Source organism: Stenotrophomonas sp. S4 (assembly GCF_054187805.2).
The window spans coordinates 2,963,743-2,977,859 of sequence record NZ_CM196188.1 but is presented as its reverse complement, the minus strand read 5'-3'; the positions used below and the strand labels follow the sequence as shown (position 1 = coordinate 2,977,859).

Annotated in this window: 15 protein-coding genes; 8 read left to right on the top strand and 7 right to left on the bottom strand. The window is 66.6% G+C overall.

Annotation, left to right across the window (positions count from 1 at the left end; all coding sequences use genetic code 11):
• Positions 1–10: 10 nt before the first annotated feature.
• Entirely contained in the window at positions 11–994 is a 984-nt protein-coding gene (locus ACUZUJ_RS14005; protein WP_049443317.1) for a hypothetical protein, read from the bottom strand.
• Between the two features lie 138 nt (positions 995–1,132).
• Between ACUZUJ_RS14005 and ACUZUJ_RS14000 the strand changes: the two genes are divergently transcribed.
• Both ACUZUJ_RS14000 and ACUZUJ_RS13995 read left to right on the top strand, forming a co-directional pair.
• Positions 1,133–2,098 (top strand): DUF2268 domain-containing putative Zn-dependent protease, encoded by a 966-nt coding sequence (locus ACUZUJ_RS14000; RefSeq protein ID WP_458219918.1) that lies wholly within the window; start codon positions 1,133–1,135, stop codon positions 2,096–2,098.
• Between the two features lie 49 nt (positions 2,099–2,147).
• Positions 2,148–2,930, top strand: coding sequence for an SGNH/GDSL hydrolase family protein (locus ACUZUJ_RS13995; protein WP_101765747.1), 783 nt, complete (start codon positions 2,148–2,150; stop codon positions 2,928–2,930).
• Here the strand turns inward: ACUZUJ_RS13995 and ACUZUJ_RS13990 are convergent.
• Positions 2,905–3,789, bottom strand: a complete 885-nt coding sequence (locus tag ACUZUJ_RS13990) for a LysR family transcriptional regulator (protein ID WP_101765746.1) — start codon at positions 3,787–3,789, stop codon at positions 2,905–2,907. The genes ACUZUJ_RS13995 and ACUZUJ_RS13990 overlap by 26 nt on opposite strands.
• 104 nt (positions 3,790–3,893) lie before the next feature.
• Here ACUZUJ_RS13990 and ACUZUJ_RS13985 point away from each other — a divergent pair, with 104 nt between their 5' ends.
• Together ACUZUJ_RS13985 and ACUZUJ_RS13980 are read left to right on the top strand one after the other, a co-directional pair.
• The gene (locus ACUZUJ_RS13985; RefSeq protein WP_458219917.1) at positions 3,894–5,024 is read left to right on the top strand and encodes an agmatine deiminase family protein; all 1,131 of its coding nucleotides are present in this window, start codon (positions 3,894–3,896) and stop codon (positions 5,022–5,024) included.
• 67 nt (positions 5,025–5,091) lie between these two features.
• Positions 5,092–5,814: a hypothetical protein gene (locus tag ACUZUJ_RS13980; protein ID WP_458219916.1), complete on the top strand. Its 723-nt coding sequence runs from the start codon at positions 5,092–5,094 to the stop codon at positions 5,812–5,814.
• Between the two features lie 3 nt (positions 5,815–5,817).
• Here the strand turns inward: ACUZUJ_RS13980 and ACUZUJ_RS13975 are convergent, their stop codons facing one another.
• Positions 5,818–6,363: a thioesterase family protein gene (locus tag ACUZUJ_RS13975; RefSeq protein ID WP_012511531.1), complete on the bottom strand. Its 546-nt coding sequence runs from the start codon at positions 6,361–6,363 to the stop codon at positions 5,818–5,820.
• 69 nt (positions 6,364–6,432) lie between these two features.
• Between ACUZUJ_RS13975 and ACUZUJ_RS13970 the strand changes: the two genes are divergently transcribed.
• From ACUZUJ_RS13970 to ACUZUJ_RS13955, 4 genes are all read left to right on the top strand, one after another.
• Positions 6,433–7,008, top strand: coding sequence for a TetR/AcrR family transcriptional regulator (locus tag ACUZUJ_RS13970; RefSeq protein ID WP_458219915.1), 576 nt, complete (start codon positions 6,433–6,435; stop codon positions 7,006–7,008).
• A 53-nt stretch (positions 7,009–7,061) separates the two neighbouring features.
• Complete coding sequence (locus tag ACUZUJ_RS13965; RefSeq protein ID WP_458219914.1) at positions 7,062–7,445, top strand: nuclear transport factor 2 family protein; 384 nt, start codon at positions 7,062–7,064, stop codon at positions 7,443–7,445.
• A gap of 153 nt (positions 7,446–7,598) precedes the next feature.
• Positions 7,599–8,378, top strand: coding sequence for a hypothetical protein (locus ACUZUJ_RS13960; RefSeq protein ID WP_458219913.1), 780 nt, complete (start codon positions 7,599–7,601; stop codon positions 8,376–8,378).
• 194 nt (positions 8,379–8,572) lie between these two features.
• Positions 8,573–9,091 carry a hypothetical protein gene (locus ACUZUJ_RS13955; protein WP_135966995.1) on the top strand — a complete coding sequence of 173 codons (519 nt, stop codon included), beginning with the start codon at positions 8,573–8,575 and terminating at the stop codon, positions 9,089–9,091.
• Between the two features lie 46 nt (positions 9,092–9,137).
• Here ACUZUJ_RS13955 and ACUZUJ_RS13950 read toward each other — a convergent pair whose 3' ends face one another.
• The 4 genes from ACUZUJ_RS13950 to ACUZUJ_RS13935 form a co-directional block, all read right to left on the bottom strand.
• Positions 9,138–11,246 carry a TonB-dependent receptor family protein gene (locus tag ACUZUJ_RS13950; protein WP_458219912.1) on the bottom strand — a complete coding sequence of 703 codons (2,109 nt, stop codon included), beginning with the start codon at positions 11,244–11,246 and terminating at the stop codon, positions 9,138–9,140.
• Between the two features lie 133 nt (positions 11,247–11,379).
• The gene (locus ACUZUJ_RS13945; protein WP_458219911.1) at positions 11,380–12,816 is read right to left on the bottom strand and encodes a serine hydrolase; all 1,437 of its coding nucleotides are present in this window, start codon (positions 12,814–12,816) and stop codon (positions 11,380–11,382) included.
• A gap of 273 nt (positions 12,817–13,089) precedes the next feature.
• The gene (locus ACUZUJ_RS13940; protein ID WP_049443230.1) at positions 13,090–13,746 is read right to left on the bottom strand and encodes a hypothetical protein; all 657 of its coding nucleotides are present in this window, start codon (positions 13,744–13,746) and stop codon (positions 13,090–13,092) included.
• A gap of 93 nt (positions 13,747–13,839) precedes the next feature.
• Positions 13,840–14,061 carry a hypothetical protein gene (locus tag ACUZUJ_RS13935; RefSeq protein ID WP_049443231.1) on the bottom strand — a complete coding sequence of 74 codons (222 nt, stop codon included), beginning with the start codon at positions 14,059–14,061 and terminating at the stop codon, positions 13,840–13,842.
• Positions 14,062–14,117: the final 56 nt, after the last annotated feature.

Sequence of the window (14,117 nt, the reverse complement as noted above, 5' to 3'; positions counted from 1 at the left end):
GCATCCGCCCTCACGCCAGCGGTAGGCGGTCCTGCGCGTGCGACAGGCGATCGTGCAGTTCGCGCACATGCTCCGCCTTGGCATGCACCCGGGAAGTGTCGCCGAAGCTGCGCAGATAGGCACAGGCCGCGAAGCCGGCACTCTTCTTTTCATACTCGGCAATCCAGGCCAGTCGATCCGGATTGTTGGCCTGTTCGGCTGACCACGCGGCCACCGGCGGCCGGATGCGGTACTTCAGGCCAACGCGCCACGGCTTCGGTGTCAGTCGCGCACGGAAGCAATGCTGCAGCCGGCACATGCGCGCGTACAGGGTGTCGGTGCCCAGTGCCTTGAAGAATGCCTGCAGCTGCTCGTCCTCAGGTGAGAACGTGGCATGCATCGCCAGCACGCGCAGCCCCGCCGGTGTGCGGTAGGCCCGCAGGTGCCAATCGGGATGCTGTTCGCTGAAGGCGTCCACGCGCTTCAGCGCAAGCCCTTCAGCACCACCGGCAGCTGCCAGGCGCTGCTTCCGCCGCATCAGCAGTGCCGCGTTGACCAGCAGCACTGCCGCCACGCCCAGTACCAGGCCCACCAGCCAATGCCAGAGCACGGTGCCGATGATGGCGCCGGCAAGCAGCACGGCCGCAGCGACGATGGCCGGTATCACGCATCCGGCCGGCGGCTGCGCATGGTCGATGTCGGCAAACAGCACGTCGGGGCTGTTGAGGCACAGCGCGCCATAGCTGTTGCGGGTGATGATGACATCGCCGTCGCGCTGCACGATCTGCTCGCGGATCGGTACGCCCTCCACACCGTAGTTGCTGCGCACTTCGCGACGCGGCAGCACCTGCCCGGCGATGATGGCGTTGAGGGCTTCATGGGCACGTGCGTCGGCGTGGGCCTGGGCTTGGGCAGGTCCCTCGTCGGACCAGCCGAAGCGGCGCACGACCACCGGCCGGCCACGGAAACGGGCCTGCAGGCGGGCTTCGGCCCAGTACGCGGGAACGATCATCATCGTGCGGTGCTCCATCATCCATGGCAGGTGCCTGAGTGAGTCTGGCACAGCCCCGAAGGGCCTGCATGTACCCGCTGCGGTGGCCGGGGCGGAGTGGTAGATTGCGCGCTTCGCATGCACTCCACCAAGGACGGAGCGATGTCCAGTTTCCTGCGTTGCCTGCTTGCCCTGGCCTGTGCCGGGGCGGTCGGCGTGGCGTCGGCGGGTACCCCGCCGGGGCCGCAGATCCTCACCACCGATGCCAGCCGCTTCTACGCGCTCTACGACAGTACCGGCGGCAAGCCCAGCGTCGCCCAGTTGGCCGGTTACCTGGCCGAAGGCAGTACGGGCCTGGGTGAATTGGCGAAGGCGCGACGGGTCACGCCCGAGCGTATTGCCGAGGCCATTGCCAGCCAGCCCGAAGTGTATGCGCAGGGCCGCGCTTGCCTTGCGGAGCTGCCGGCGGTGAAGCAGCGCCTGGTGCAGGTGTTCGCCAATCTGCAGGCGATCTACCCGCAGGCCACGTTTCCGCCGGTGACCATCGCGGTCGGCCGTGGCCGGCCGGTCGGGCTGACCTCGAAGAGCGGCGTGATCATCGGCCTGGAAGCGCTGTGCGCAGCCGATTTCATGAATCCCAATGTGCAGGACCGCTTCGTGCACGTGATCGCGCACGAGTACGTGCACATCCAGCAGACCGGCCTGACCGATTTCGAGCCGGGCGACCCGCATGCGACGGTGCTGCGTGTTTCGCTGGGCGAAGGCATTGCCGAGTTCATCGCCGAACTGATTTCCGGCAACGTCGGCAACGGCCGGCACGCCGCCTGGACCCGTGGCCGGGAGGTGCATATCGAAAGCGCCTTCGCGTTGGATGTGGACAGCACCGATCTGTCGCCGTGGCTGTACAACTACAAGCCGGGCTCGCAGGAGCCTTACGACCTGGGCTACTGGGTGGGCTACCGCATCGCCAAGGCCTATTACCTGCAGGCCAGGGACAAGCGCGATGCGGTACGTGCGCTGATCCAGCAGGACAATCCGAAGGTGATCCTCGCCGCCAGCGGCTGGACGCCAGGCATGTGGATGCCGGCAAAGGTGACCGGTGTGGCGGCACGGTCGGCGGCACGCTAGGCGCGGGGCCGCGCGCTAGACTGGCCCCGACATTCCAGGGAGAGACCCCATGCGTTCCTTGTCCGGCGGCGTGGCCGCGGTTGCCCTCGGTATCGCGCTGAGTGCCCATGGCGTGGCGGCCGATGTGCCCGCCATCAACCCGTTGCTGGTGGAACCTGTCGAGCGCCTGCGCCAGGACGAGGTGCGCTTCATGCAGCAGCGCCTGGCCGATTGGCCGGAACTGCAGCGTTACCGCGACGCCAACGCACGTCTGCCTGCCGCCGTACCTGGGCAACCGCGCGTGGTGTTCTTCGGTGACTCGATCACCGAAGGCTGGGGCAGGGAGGGCAGTGCGGCGTTCTTTCCCGGCAAGGGCTGGCTCAACCGCGGTATCAGTGGCCAGACCACGGCGCAGATGCTGGTGCGCTTCCCGCAGGACGTGCTGGCACTGAAGCCGCAGGTGGTGGTGATCCTGGCCGGCACCAACGACATCGCCGGCAACACCGGCCCGTCCACCCAGGCAATGATCGAAGACAACCTGCACGCGATGGTGGACCTGGCCCGCGCACACGGCATCCGTGTGGTGCTGGCATCGGTGCTGCCGGTCAGCGATTACCCGTGGCTGCCGGGCACGGCACCTGCGCCCAGGGTGCGTGCATTGAACACGGCGTTGAAGCGCTACGCCGATGCGCAGCAGCTGGTCTATCTGGACTACTACACGCCGATGGCCAATGCGGCTGGTGGGCTCGACCCGCAGTTGGCCGACGACGGCGTGCATCCCACGGCGAAGGGCTATGCGGTGATGGCGCCGCTGGCCGAGGCGGCGGTCAAGCGCGCGCTGCGGCAGAAGTAGCTCGGGCGGGCAGGTTCGCCAACAGCCACTCGCAGAAACTGATCACCAGCGGATCTGCCGCGCTGTCCTCATGCACCAGCCAGCTCCAGCGCGGGCCGCGCACGCGTGCATCATCCAGCGGTTGCAGCAGGCCTTGATCGCACGCACGCGCGCTCAGCAGTTCGCTGACCAGCGCGATGCCCAGCCCTTGGCACGCGGCATCCAGCAGCTGCCCGGGCTCGGAGAAGTTCATGCCCTCGCGGCGCTGGCCGACATCGGCGCCGCCCTGCACCTGCCATTGGCTCCAGTCCATTTCGCGCTCGCCATGCAGGGTCAGTCGTTCGTGCATCGGTGTGGCGAGCAGGGCCGGATGGCAGGCCGGAAAGAGGCGGTCCTGCAGCAGCACGCGGTGCTGGCACTGCGCCTGTGAGTCGAGGTCATCGCGTACCGCCACGTCCAGCGTCTGCGTGGTCATGTCCGGCGCTTCCTCGCTGGTCAGCAGCCACAGATCGGCGTCGGGATGCAGCCGGTGGAAGCTGGCCAGGCGTGGCACCAGCCAGTGTCGGGCGAAGGCCGGGCTGGTGTTGACGATCAGTTGATTCGGCTTGCGGTACTGATCGAGCCGGCGGATGCCGCTGGCCAGCTGGCGCAGCAGTGACTGGGTGGTTTCCAGCAGGTCGATGCCGGCGTCGGTGAGGGTGACGCTGCGGCCTTGCCGGAAGAACAGTGGTTGTTGCAGCGACGCCTCCAGCCCGCGGATCTGCTGGCTGATGGCCGACTGGGTCAGGTGCAGTTCCTCGGCCGCCCGGTGGAAGCTGCCCAGGCGGGCGGCGGCCTCGAAACCACGCAGCGCGTTCAGCGGGGGCCAATGCTTGAGCATTCTGATAAGAAAAACTGTTCAGTTGATGGCTGAATCTATCGTTTGTTCTTATGGATGGGCAAGCGCAGCATAGCGCCCATCCCACACCGGCCATGGAGCCTGTCATGACCAACCGTCGTCACTTCCTCACCCAACTGGCGGGCGCCGCCGGCCTTGGCTGCTTGGCCGCGCTCGGCCTGGCCGGGCTGCCGGGTCGCGTATCCGCAGCAGGGCCAGGTGCGGGGACTTGGCGCATGCCGGACGAGCACGGCCCGCAGGAGCGCGTGTTTCTGGCCTTCGCCGCGCAGCCGCGGGTGTGGGGCGCGCAGGCCGATGCGGTGAACGCCGCCGTGGCGCGGCTGGCGCGTACCATCGCCCGCCACCAGCCGGTCAGCGTGCTGTGCCGCCCGGCGCAGTTGAAGCAGGCGCAGGACCGCTGCGGCCGCGACAACATCGAGTTCCTCGAGGTGCCGCTGGATGACATCTGGGTGCGCGACTACGGCGGGTGCTTCGTCACCGATGGCCAGGGCGGGCTGGGCCTGGTCGACTTCAACTTCAATGGCTGGGGCGGCAAGCAGAGCGCGCGCAACGATGGCGCGGTGGCACCGTGGCTGGCGCAGGTGACCGGTGCCACGCTGCTGGAAAGCGATCTGGTCGGCGAGGGCGGCGGTATCGAAGTCGACGGCCATGGCACGGCCATCCTTACCGAAAGCTGCTGGGTCAACCGCAATCGCAATCCGGACTGGTCGCGTGCCGATATCGAGGCCGAGCTGAAACACCACCTCGGCCTGCGCAAGGTGATCTGGCTGCCCGGTATCGCCGGCAGGGACATCACCGATGCGCACGTGGACTTCTATGCCCGTTTCGTGCGGCCGGGCGTGGTGATCGCCAACCTGGACAACGATCCGGAGTCCTACGACTACGATCTGACCCGCGAACACCTGCAGATCCTGCGCGGGGCCACCGATGCCGATGGCCGTCGCCTGCAGGTGCACACCCTGCCGCCACCCCTGGACGGGCGCGACAACGTGCATACCCGCGACAACGACGATCTGGCCATGGGCTACATCAACTACCTGCCGATCAACGGCGCCGTGGTCGCGCCGCAGTTCGGTGACGATGCAGCCGACGGCTTCTGCCGTGAACTGCTGGAAGACATGTATCCGGGCCGCGTGATCGAACAGGTGGATATCGATGCGATTGCCGGCGGCGGTGGCGGCATCCATTGCGTGACCAAGAACATGCCGAAGGTCTAGTCCGTCACGGTACAGTGGCGCGGAAGCCGGCCACGCAGGGTGGCCGCCAGGGACGATGGAGTGGGTGATGCGGAAGGGAATCCAGGGCTGGCTGCGCCGCGGCGGCGCAACGATGGCAGTGCTGCTGGCCGCCGTGCCGGCGTTCAGTGCGGACACGGCGGCGCCTTCGCCGCTGACGCGTGAACCGGTGGGCGGCGTTTCGTTGGCCGAATGGACCGCCCGGTGGTGGCGGTGGGCCGATGGCCAGGGCGGCGCGCCCTATCTCGACCCGGATGGCCGCGTATGCGATGTGGGCCAGGAAGGCCCGGTCTGGAACCTGGCCGGCACCAACGGCCGTTTCCGGCCACATCGCGAATGCGTGGTGCCGGCTGGCAAATACCTGTTGCTGCCGATCATCAACATGGCGCACTTCCAAGTGGATGAGCGTGTGACCTGCAAGGAGCTGCAGGCCGGGGCAGCGGTCAACAACGATTACCTGATCAGTGCGGTGGTGCTGCTGGACGGCCAGCCACTGGGCGACATGCGCAGGCATCGGGTCCGCAGCGAAGGCTGCTTCCGCATGGATGCCGACGACAAGCACTCACGGCTGGCCGCCGCTGATGGCTACTGGGTGATGCTCAAGCCGTTGCCGCCGGGCCGGCATACCCTCAGCGTGGGCGCCAACTACGGCGTACCGGATGGTGGCGCGTACAGCCGCATGCGGCAGTCCTTCGAATACGTGCTGCACGTGGGAGGGCGTACCCAGGTCGTATCGCGCGGACAGCCCACGATGCCGATGGCGGCTCCCTGACGCTCAGGCGTCGTCCTGCTTCAACGCCGCATCGGCGGCCAGCAGCGCTTCGGCGGCCGCACTGAGCGGCGGCGACGGCGGGGCGACCACGCCGATCGCTTCCATCATCTTCGGCATGCCGAGGAACTGCCGCGCGCGGCGGTCGTAGATGCCGGTGACCAGCAGCGCGCGCGTGGCGATCTTCTGCTCGGCACCGATCAGCACCCGCTGCTCCATGATGCCGCGGGAGCCGACCCAGCCAACCAGCCGCGTCTCCAGGGTGAAGCGCTGGAACGGTTTGAGCTCGCGACGGAACTGGATGGTGCCGGCACCAACGATCGGTGCCCACTTCTCGCGCAGCGCCACCCGGCCCAGGCCCATGCGCAGTATCAGGTCCAGCCGGCCCAGGTCGAAGATGTTCCAGTAGCGGCCGTTGGTCATGTGCAGGTTGCTGTCCAGGTCATTGGGCAGTACCCGGAACTGCAGCCGCGAGACCCCGAACGGGGCCTCCAGCTTCGGCCGGAACAGGCTGCACAGCAGCAGATGGAGCAGGCGGAACCAGAGATTCATGGCTATGACGACTGTTATAGAACGGCCGGTACGCTAATCTATGACGACTGTCTTAGCAAGGAGCCTGCCGTGAGTCCGCGACCCTCTGATGCGCCTCAACGCGTGATGGATGCTGCGGCACAGATGCTGGCGCGCGTGGGCCTCAATGCCACCAGCATCCGTGAAGTGACGAAGCTGGCCGAGGCGCCGCTGGGCTCCACTTACCATCACTTTCCCGGCGGCAAGCAGGAGCTGCTGGCGCGCGCCACCCACATGGCCGGCGACAAGGTGGAGGTGCTGCTGGTGGAGCTGCTGAAGGGTGGGGCGGTACAGGGCCTGCAGCAGTTCCTGGCGCTGTGGCGCGAGCGCCTGCTGCGCACTGGTTTCCGCGCCGGCTGCCCGGTGCTGGCCGCTGCCGTGGAGGAACCGGTGGAGGCGACGCCCAGCCAAGCCCGCGCGGCGGCTGCCGAGGTGTTCGCGCGCTGGCAGGGCCACCTTGCAACGGCGTTCGTCGCCGAAGGGCATGCCCCGGCGGCGGCGGATGAACTGGCCAGCCTGGTGATCGCCAGCGTGGAAGGTGCGGTGGCGATGTGCCGCGCGCTGCAGGACATCGCCCCGTTCGATCAGGTGGCCGCGCAGCTGCTGAAGGCTGCCGCGCGGCCTTGATCGGCCGGTGCTGGCAGGCGAGACTCGCCAGCAGCCCACGACTGGATGCCGCCATGGACGAACCGCACCGCCGTCAGTTGATCGAGCACTACCTGCAGGCCTACAACCGCTTCGACATCGACGCCATGCTGGCGGTGCTGGCGCACAACGTGCGCTTCGAGAACCACAGTAATGGCCAGCTGACGATGGTCACCGAAGGCATCGATGCCTTTGGCGAACTGGCACGGCAGTCTGCGCGCCTGTTCCGGGAACGCGAACAGCGCTTGCTGGCGCTGGTGTTCGATGGTGATCGGGCGACGGCGACGATTGGCTGGCGCGGCGTGTTCGCGCAGGAAATTCCCGATGGACCGCATGCGGGCACCGAGCTGGAACTGCAGGGCCAGAGCGAGTTCGTGTTCGCTGGTGGCCGCATCGAACGGATCACCGACCGCAGCTGAGGATCGGCCGCTTGGAACCGCCGTCTGGACAGCGGACCTGCCCGCGGTAGAATCCGCCCATCACCGCTTACGCGTGCCCGGCAAGGATGTCCGCATGCAGTATCAGGTTCCCGACGTTCCCGGCCGCCATGCCTCCCGCCCGCTGGCGGCTGCATGAAGCGCTCGCGCCACTTTTCACGCAGCCCGCTGAAATTGCCCGTGAACCGCGGCGGCGAAGTCGTGCGTGCGCGCCGGCACCTGCAGCAGCGTGGTTGGCCACGCCTGCAGATGGCGCTGATCGTCGCCCTGACCGGTGCGGCCGGTTTTCTTGCCTCGCATCTGCTGCGCCTGGCCGGCATCGACGCGATGCTGCTTCGCTATCCGATGGCCGTGCTGCTGGCCTATGGCGTGTTCCTGCTGCTGATGTGGGTCTGGATCCGCTGGCGTTGGGACAACGTCCTGGATGGGCTGTCGCCGGATGTAGGCGGTAGTGGCGCATCGCCGCGCGGTAGTGCCATGGAATCCCCGTGGAGCGGCGCCGGCGGGCGTTCCGGCGGTGGTGGTGCATCGGCGTCGTGGAACGAGTCGGTGCCGGCCGGTGGCGGCGATGCCGGAGAGCTGCCGTTGACCGGGCTGGCCGAAGATGAAGCGGGCCTGCCGTTGCTGGCCATCCTCGGCCTCGTCGCGCTGGTGGCGACCGTCCTGCTGGCCAGCGTGTGGGTGGTGTGGTCGGCGCCGGTGCTGATGGCTGAACTGCTGGTGGACGCGGCCATCGCCGGAGGCCTGTACCGGCGCATGCAGGGCATGCAGCAGCAAGGGTGGTGGCGGGTATGCGTGTCGCATACGATCTGGCCGCTGCTCGGGCTGCTGCTGTTCTTCGCGATGCTGGGCTGGTTCGCGCAGGAACTCGCGCCAGGTGCGAGCCATCTGCTGCAGGCCATCCAGGCGCTGTAGTTGGGGGGCGTACTTCATATGGCCAGCCCCGGCCCGTTTTCAGCGGCAATGGACAGTGGGCTATGATCGCGGTCGCCCAGGATTCGTATCCGGGTGGTTTCACCTATCGGGAGCTTGTCGCACTGCATCTGGAACAGGGGCGCTGGATATCCGAACACCCGCTGGGACACACAACCACTGACGAGGAAGAGCGCATGGATGTCGCTGCACGCAGGAACAGGACGTTGTTTCGTTGGATCATGGTGACGCTGCTGGCGGTGTTGTTGCCGTTTGCAGCACTGGCGCAGCCCGCAGCTGGGCAGGCCGAGGGCGCCGAAGCCGCCACCGCCGCGGAAGAGGCGCAATGCCGCGCCTGTACCTATGAGCGCATTGGACCGAAGGTCGATATCGGCCTGGTGGCGCTGGTGTCGCTGCTGGTGGTCGGCCTGCTGATCGCCGCGTCGCGGGAATGGGGCACCACCTCGCAGCGCTGGACCTGCCGCACGCTGGCCCTGCTGCTGGTGGGCATCGGCGCAGCGTTGCTGTGGTGGGCCGGCAGCATCCTCTACCTGGGTTACAACCCCTGGCAGGAGCAGCTCGTACCCAGCGACGGCTCGCTCGGTTCCACGCTGCTGAGTACGTCGCCGAAGTGGCTGGCGGCACTGGTGCTGATCGGCTTCGCGCCTTCCATCTGGAAGCGCAGCGAGCGCCTGCCAGCGTGGCGTATCGGCTGACCCAGGAACGGCGGCGCCGGATCACGCCCGGCGCCGCCTGCGGCCATCAATCGAAGCGCCAGCGCACACCTGCGTAGACGCCACGACCTTCGCCCGGCGTCGAGCGGGCGACATCCCTGCTGGCATCGTCGTAGCCCGGCGTGACCGTGGCGGCGTAGTGGCGGTTGCCGATGTTGCGCATCTCCGCCCAGGCCTGCAAGCGACCGCCGGGTGCGTCGTAGCCGATGCGGCTGCCGAAGATGACATGGCTGTCGGCCCAGTAGCTGTTGGCGTAGTCGACGGCGATGCGCGAGGCGTATTCGGTATTCAGCGCAGCGTACAGGCCGGACGCATGATCGAAGCGCAGCTCGGCCTGGTAGGCGTGGCGCGGCAGGCCGGGCAGGCGGTTGCTGCCGAAACGCGCATCGCGGCGATAACGGAAGTCGCTGAAGGTGTACGCCTGGCGCAGCGAAAGGCGGCCCGGCGCTGCCTGCCACAGCGTGCTGTCCAATCCTGCTTCGATGCCGCGGTGCACGGTGGGGCTGGCGTTGTTCTCGGCGATGAACAGGTTCGGCACCGGTTGCAGCTCGACGCTCAGCAGTTCGTGGTTCACGTGTGCGTAGTAGCCGGTCAGTTCCCAGCGACCCAGCGCCGCGTCACCGCGCGCACCCAGTTCCAGCGTGGTGGCCGTCTGGTTCTGCATCGGCACCGGCGCGCGCTGGCGGCCGCTGGACGGGCCATTGCCCGGCCCGAAGTACTGGTTCGAGCCCCAGATCATCGACCACGGGTGCGGCGCCTCCACCGAACGGCTGAGGTTGCCGAACCACTGGGTCTGCGCGCTGTGCTGCCAGGTGAAGCCCAGTCGCGGCGCGTAGTCCCGGTCGTGGTCGCGCAGGCGGCCGCCGCTGCTCGGCCAGGTCACCTGGACATCGCGACGGGTGTTGATCAGTGCCAGCCCGGTCTGCATGCGCAGGCGGTCATTGAAGGCGAGGGTATTGCTGACGTGCAGCGTGCTGTCGGTGCCGTGGTGGCGGAAGTCACGTGTGCGCGTGCCGGCGGCATAGCCGTTGCTGGCAAAACGCAGCGACTCGCGCACATCGGCATCCAGGTCATGGGTGACGCGCAGGCCGACCGCGGTTTCGCTGTCCAGGCCGAACAGGCGGTGCCGGTGGCGGTAGTCCAGCGTGGCGTTGAGGTTGGCGTAGTCCAGCTGCTGGCGGTACAGGCTCTCGTTCAAGTCCATCGGGTACTTGTGATAGACCAGTCCCGCCTGCAGCGAGGAATCCTCATCGATCTGCAGCGTGGTGACGTTGCCCACCCACGTGCTGCCGGGCTGCGGGCGACGTGCATCGATGGCCAGGTTGGCCGGGTTGGCCGCATGCGGGTCGTTGCGGATCTGGTCGCGGGTCAGGCGACCGGGTGTTTCGTGATTGGTTTCGCGGTAACGCACGAAGAAGCGCGTCTGCAGGTCGGGCGTGATCTGCCAGCCGATGTTGGCCATTGCGCCCTTGCCGTCGCCGCGCGCATGGCGCTGATAGCCATCGAACTCGGTATCGGTGTAGGCCAGGAAGTAATCGACATCGCCACTGACGCCGCCCCAGCTGATGCCGCGCTTCTGGTAGCCACGGCTGCCGGCTTCGTAGTGCAGCTGCACGCCCGCCGAATCACGGCCGCTGCGGCTGACGTAGTCGATGGCACCGCCCAGCGCCAGCGCGCCACGCTCGAAACCGTTGGCGCCGCGCAGTACTTCCACGCGCGACAGCCACAGCGGTTCCAGCAGCTCGTAGGGCGTGCCGCCCGGGCCGGTCAGTGGCAGGCCGTCGATCGACACCGCAATACCCGAGGCATGCGCGCCGGGGCCCCGGTTGATGCCCGAGCCACGGATCGAAATCTTGGTGCCCTCATTACCCGGCGACTGCGCGCTGATGCCCGGTTGGTAGGCCAGCACATCGGCACTGCTGGACAAGCGGCCGTCGGCCTTGGCCACGTCGATGACGTTGCTGGCGCCGGGTACGCGCTTCAGCGCCTCGCGCGCCTGGGCGCTGGCATCGGCGGCAGTGACCCGCACCGCATCGAGGGTGGTGGCCTGCGGCGCAGCAGCGGCGGTGGTGGAGAGGCCAAGGGAAACGGCCAGGAACAACAGCGACGGGGTGGGGCGGTACGACGAGAGCGACATGCGGAAATGCTGTAAACCATGAAATTGGCGCGCAAGTTAACAGGTCGGCGGCCCCGCGTCACCCGCCGCCCGCGTATGGGCTGCCCGCAACATCCATGTAGCGCCGAGCCCATGCTTGGCTCTACAGCAATATCTATGGCGAGGGCTTCGCCAGCGCCTTGGCCTTCGCATACAGCCGATCAGCTGCTTCCTTCTCACCCAGTGCTGCATGGCATTCGGCCAGGCTGTCCCACGCGTTGGCCGAATCCGGATACAGCTCGGTGTTGAGCGCGAACACCTTCACTGCCTTGCGTGCGCCGAGACTTTCGCGGATCGCGTAACCATCGGCATTGATCGCGCGTTCCAGTTCACTGGCAGCAACCCTGTTGCTGTCGCGCAGCCAGCGATGCACTGCTTCGGCCGCGCCAGCGCTGTCATCCAGCGCATAGGCGATCAGCCGCTCGGACAGCACCGCATGCGGAAACTCCTGCGGCGCGGCGACCGCCATCGTGCTCTCCACCAGCGTGCTCGACCACACATTGCGGGCGCTGCCGTTGGTCAGGTACACGAACACCCAGTAGCCGCTGGCCAGGGTGCCCTTGTACGCCAGCCGCGCACGTACACGGGTGCCACCATCGTGGCCGACCTGGGTGTAGCCGTCGCTGCGGGTGGTGTCCCAGCCCGTGGAGAAGAAATTGCTGCCGCCGCCGGCCAGTTTCTGCGGCTGCCAGAGTTTTTCCAGGGTCGCCGTGCGCAGCAGCTTGCCGGTCGCCAGCGCCTGCAGGAAACGGTTCATGTCACCCACGGTGGTCTGCAGGTCGGCGTGGCCCCAGCCGTAGTCCGGCCAGGGGTCTTCATTGGCCGGCTGCAGCTGGCCGTCCTTGCCGATGTAAGGCACCGCTGCGCGCTGCGACGGCACGCTGGCTGCGCCCCATGAGGTGCTGGTCATCTTCAGCGGTTGCAGAATGCGTTCGCGCGCGATGGCCGGGTAGGGCTTGCGGTAGTGCGCTTGCAGCAACGCCGTCAGCACCAGGTAGTTGGCCTGCGTGTACATCACGCGGCTGCCGGTGGCGAACTGCGTCGGCGCCGCCGCAGCCACCTTCAGCGCAGCTGCAAGGTCGGGCGCCACACCGGTGTAGCCCTTGCTCATCCAGCGATTGTCCACCCGGTTGTAGTACTCGCCGATACCCGAGCTGTGGTTGAGGAAATCGCGTACGTGGATCGCCTGCCAAGCAGCCGGAAGGTCCGGAACATAACGGCTGGCCGGCGCGTCAAGATCCACCTTGCCCTGGTCCACCAATTGCATCACCAGCGTGCTGGTCAGCAGCTTGGCCATCGATTGCGCGGCGAAAATGGAATCGACGGTGGCCGGTGCATGGGTGGCCGGATCGCGCTCACCGCTGGCGCCCTGGTAGAGCACCTGGCCATTGTGCGCGACCAGCACCGCCTGGCCGGCGATGCCGTAGCGCTCGCGGTTGGCCTGCAGTTGGGTGTCGAGCTGATTGGAAAGATCGCCGGGGGACTCACGCGCCGAAGCGATCGGAACGGCGAAGAGGGCGCAGAGCAATGCGGCAGCAAGGGTGCGGTACATCGCGGTGATCCATCAGCGGTGATGGCGCATGTTGGTCACGGCTGCAGGTGGGGTCAAGCGGGCCCTGTTCGATGGACCACGCATGCATGAGCAGATGGGCCTCGTGCCGCACGGGATCATGCGGGTATACCCGGATGGAGGGTGTGGCGGCAGTCGAGTGTTGCATGCAGGTCCGCAGCGGCCATGAAAGGCGTGCTGTGCGTGGTTTCCTGTATTTCCTGATGGCGGTGATGCCGGTCGGTGGCCGGCACCCTATCGATGGTGGCGTAGGGCTTACCTGGGGTTCTTGTCCATGAGCCAGCCACGGCCATAGCAGTTACGCATGAACCCGCGGGTCGGACAGCGCTCCTCCAGGGTGTTGCTCAGCAGCTCGATGAGGCGCGGCAACGGGGTCGGGCCAATGAAGTTCATATCGCCGAGCTTGGTAACGGTCCACATCTGGTCCTTGCTGAGCTCTATCGTGCCAAGCAGCGGGCGTTCGCCGTCGCCTGGTCCGGACAGATTCATCACCAGGTAGCTTTGTTTTCTCTCGTCCACCAGTCCGTGGTAAGTCAGCACGTACCGATCGGGGTACTTTTCAATTACGCCTTGCTTCCACTCAGCGAACGCGGCGTAATACTCCTTGTAGCCGATGGGCGCATCAGGCGTGAAGGATTCCATTTTCGCGTCGAAGCCGCGGGTAATGAGTGATGCGAACAGGGCTTGTGCAAGGATGCTGCAACGCTGCCTGAGATCAGGGAAGTAGGGAGTGCGGCGACGCCCATCCGGCGAGGGCAGTGCGCAGGAACCCTCATTGTTCGCATCCAGAATAACGAGCGGGCTGATCCGGGTCTCGTTTGGGATCTTTGTGCTGATCTGGTTTGCTGCGCTCGCAGGCCCGGCGACCGCAATGCAGGCGGCGACAAGTAGCAGACGTTGAAGAACGCTCATTGGAGAGAACATCTCGATGGTGCAGAACGGGATTCAGACGAAGTCCTGGCACTGAGACTCCGTCGCAGGGCGAAGTGGCAATCCGCGATCGATCTACTTGATCTTCACATCCTTGCCCTGGTCCTGCATCAGCTCGGCGAACCTGGCCCAGCTCAGCCGCTTCTTGTTCACCGAATTGCCTGCGGGCACCCATTCGATGTTGCCTTTGCTGATCAGGGCGGTACCGAGCAGCTTTCCATCTTTCCTGACAGCAAGTTCGACGTCCTTGTGCAGGACGAACTTGGTGGCAAGATCCATGGTGATTTCGTGAGCCATACAGTGGATTCCTTTCAGCAGAAGAGTTCATCAGAAAGGAATGAGCCCATATGGGC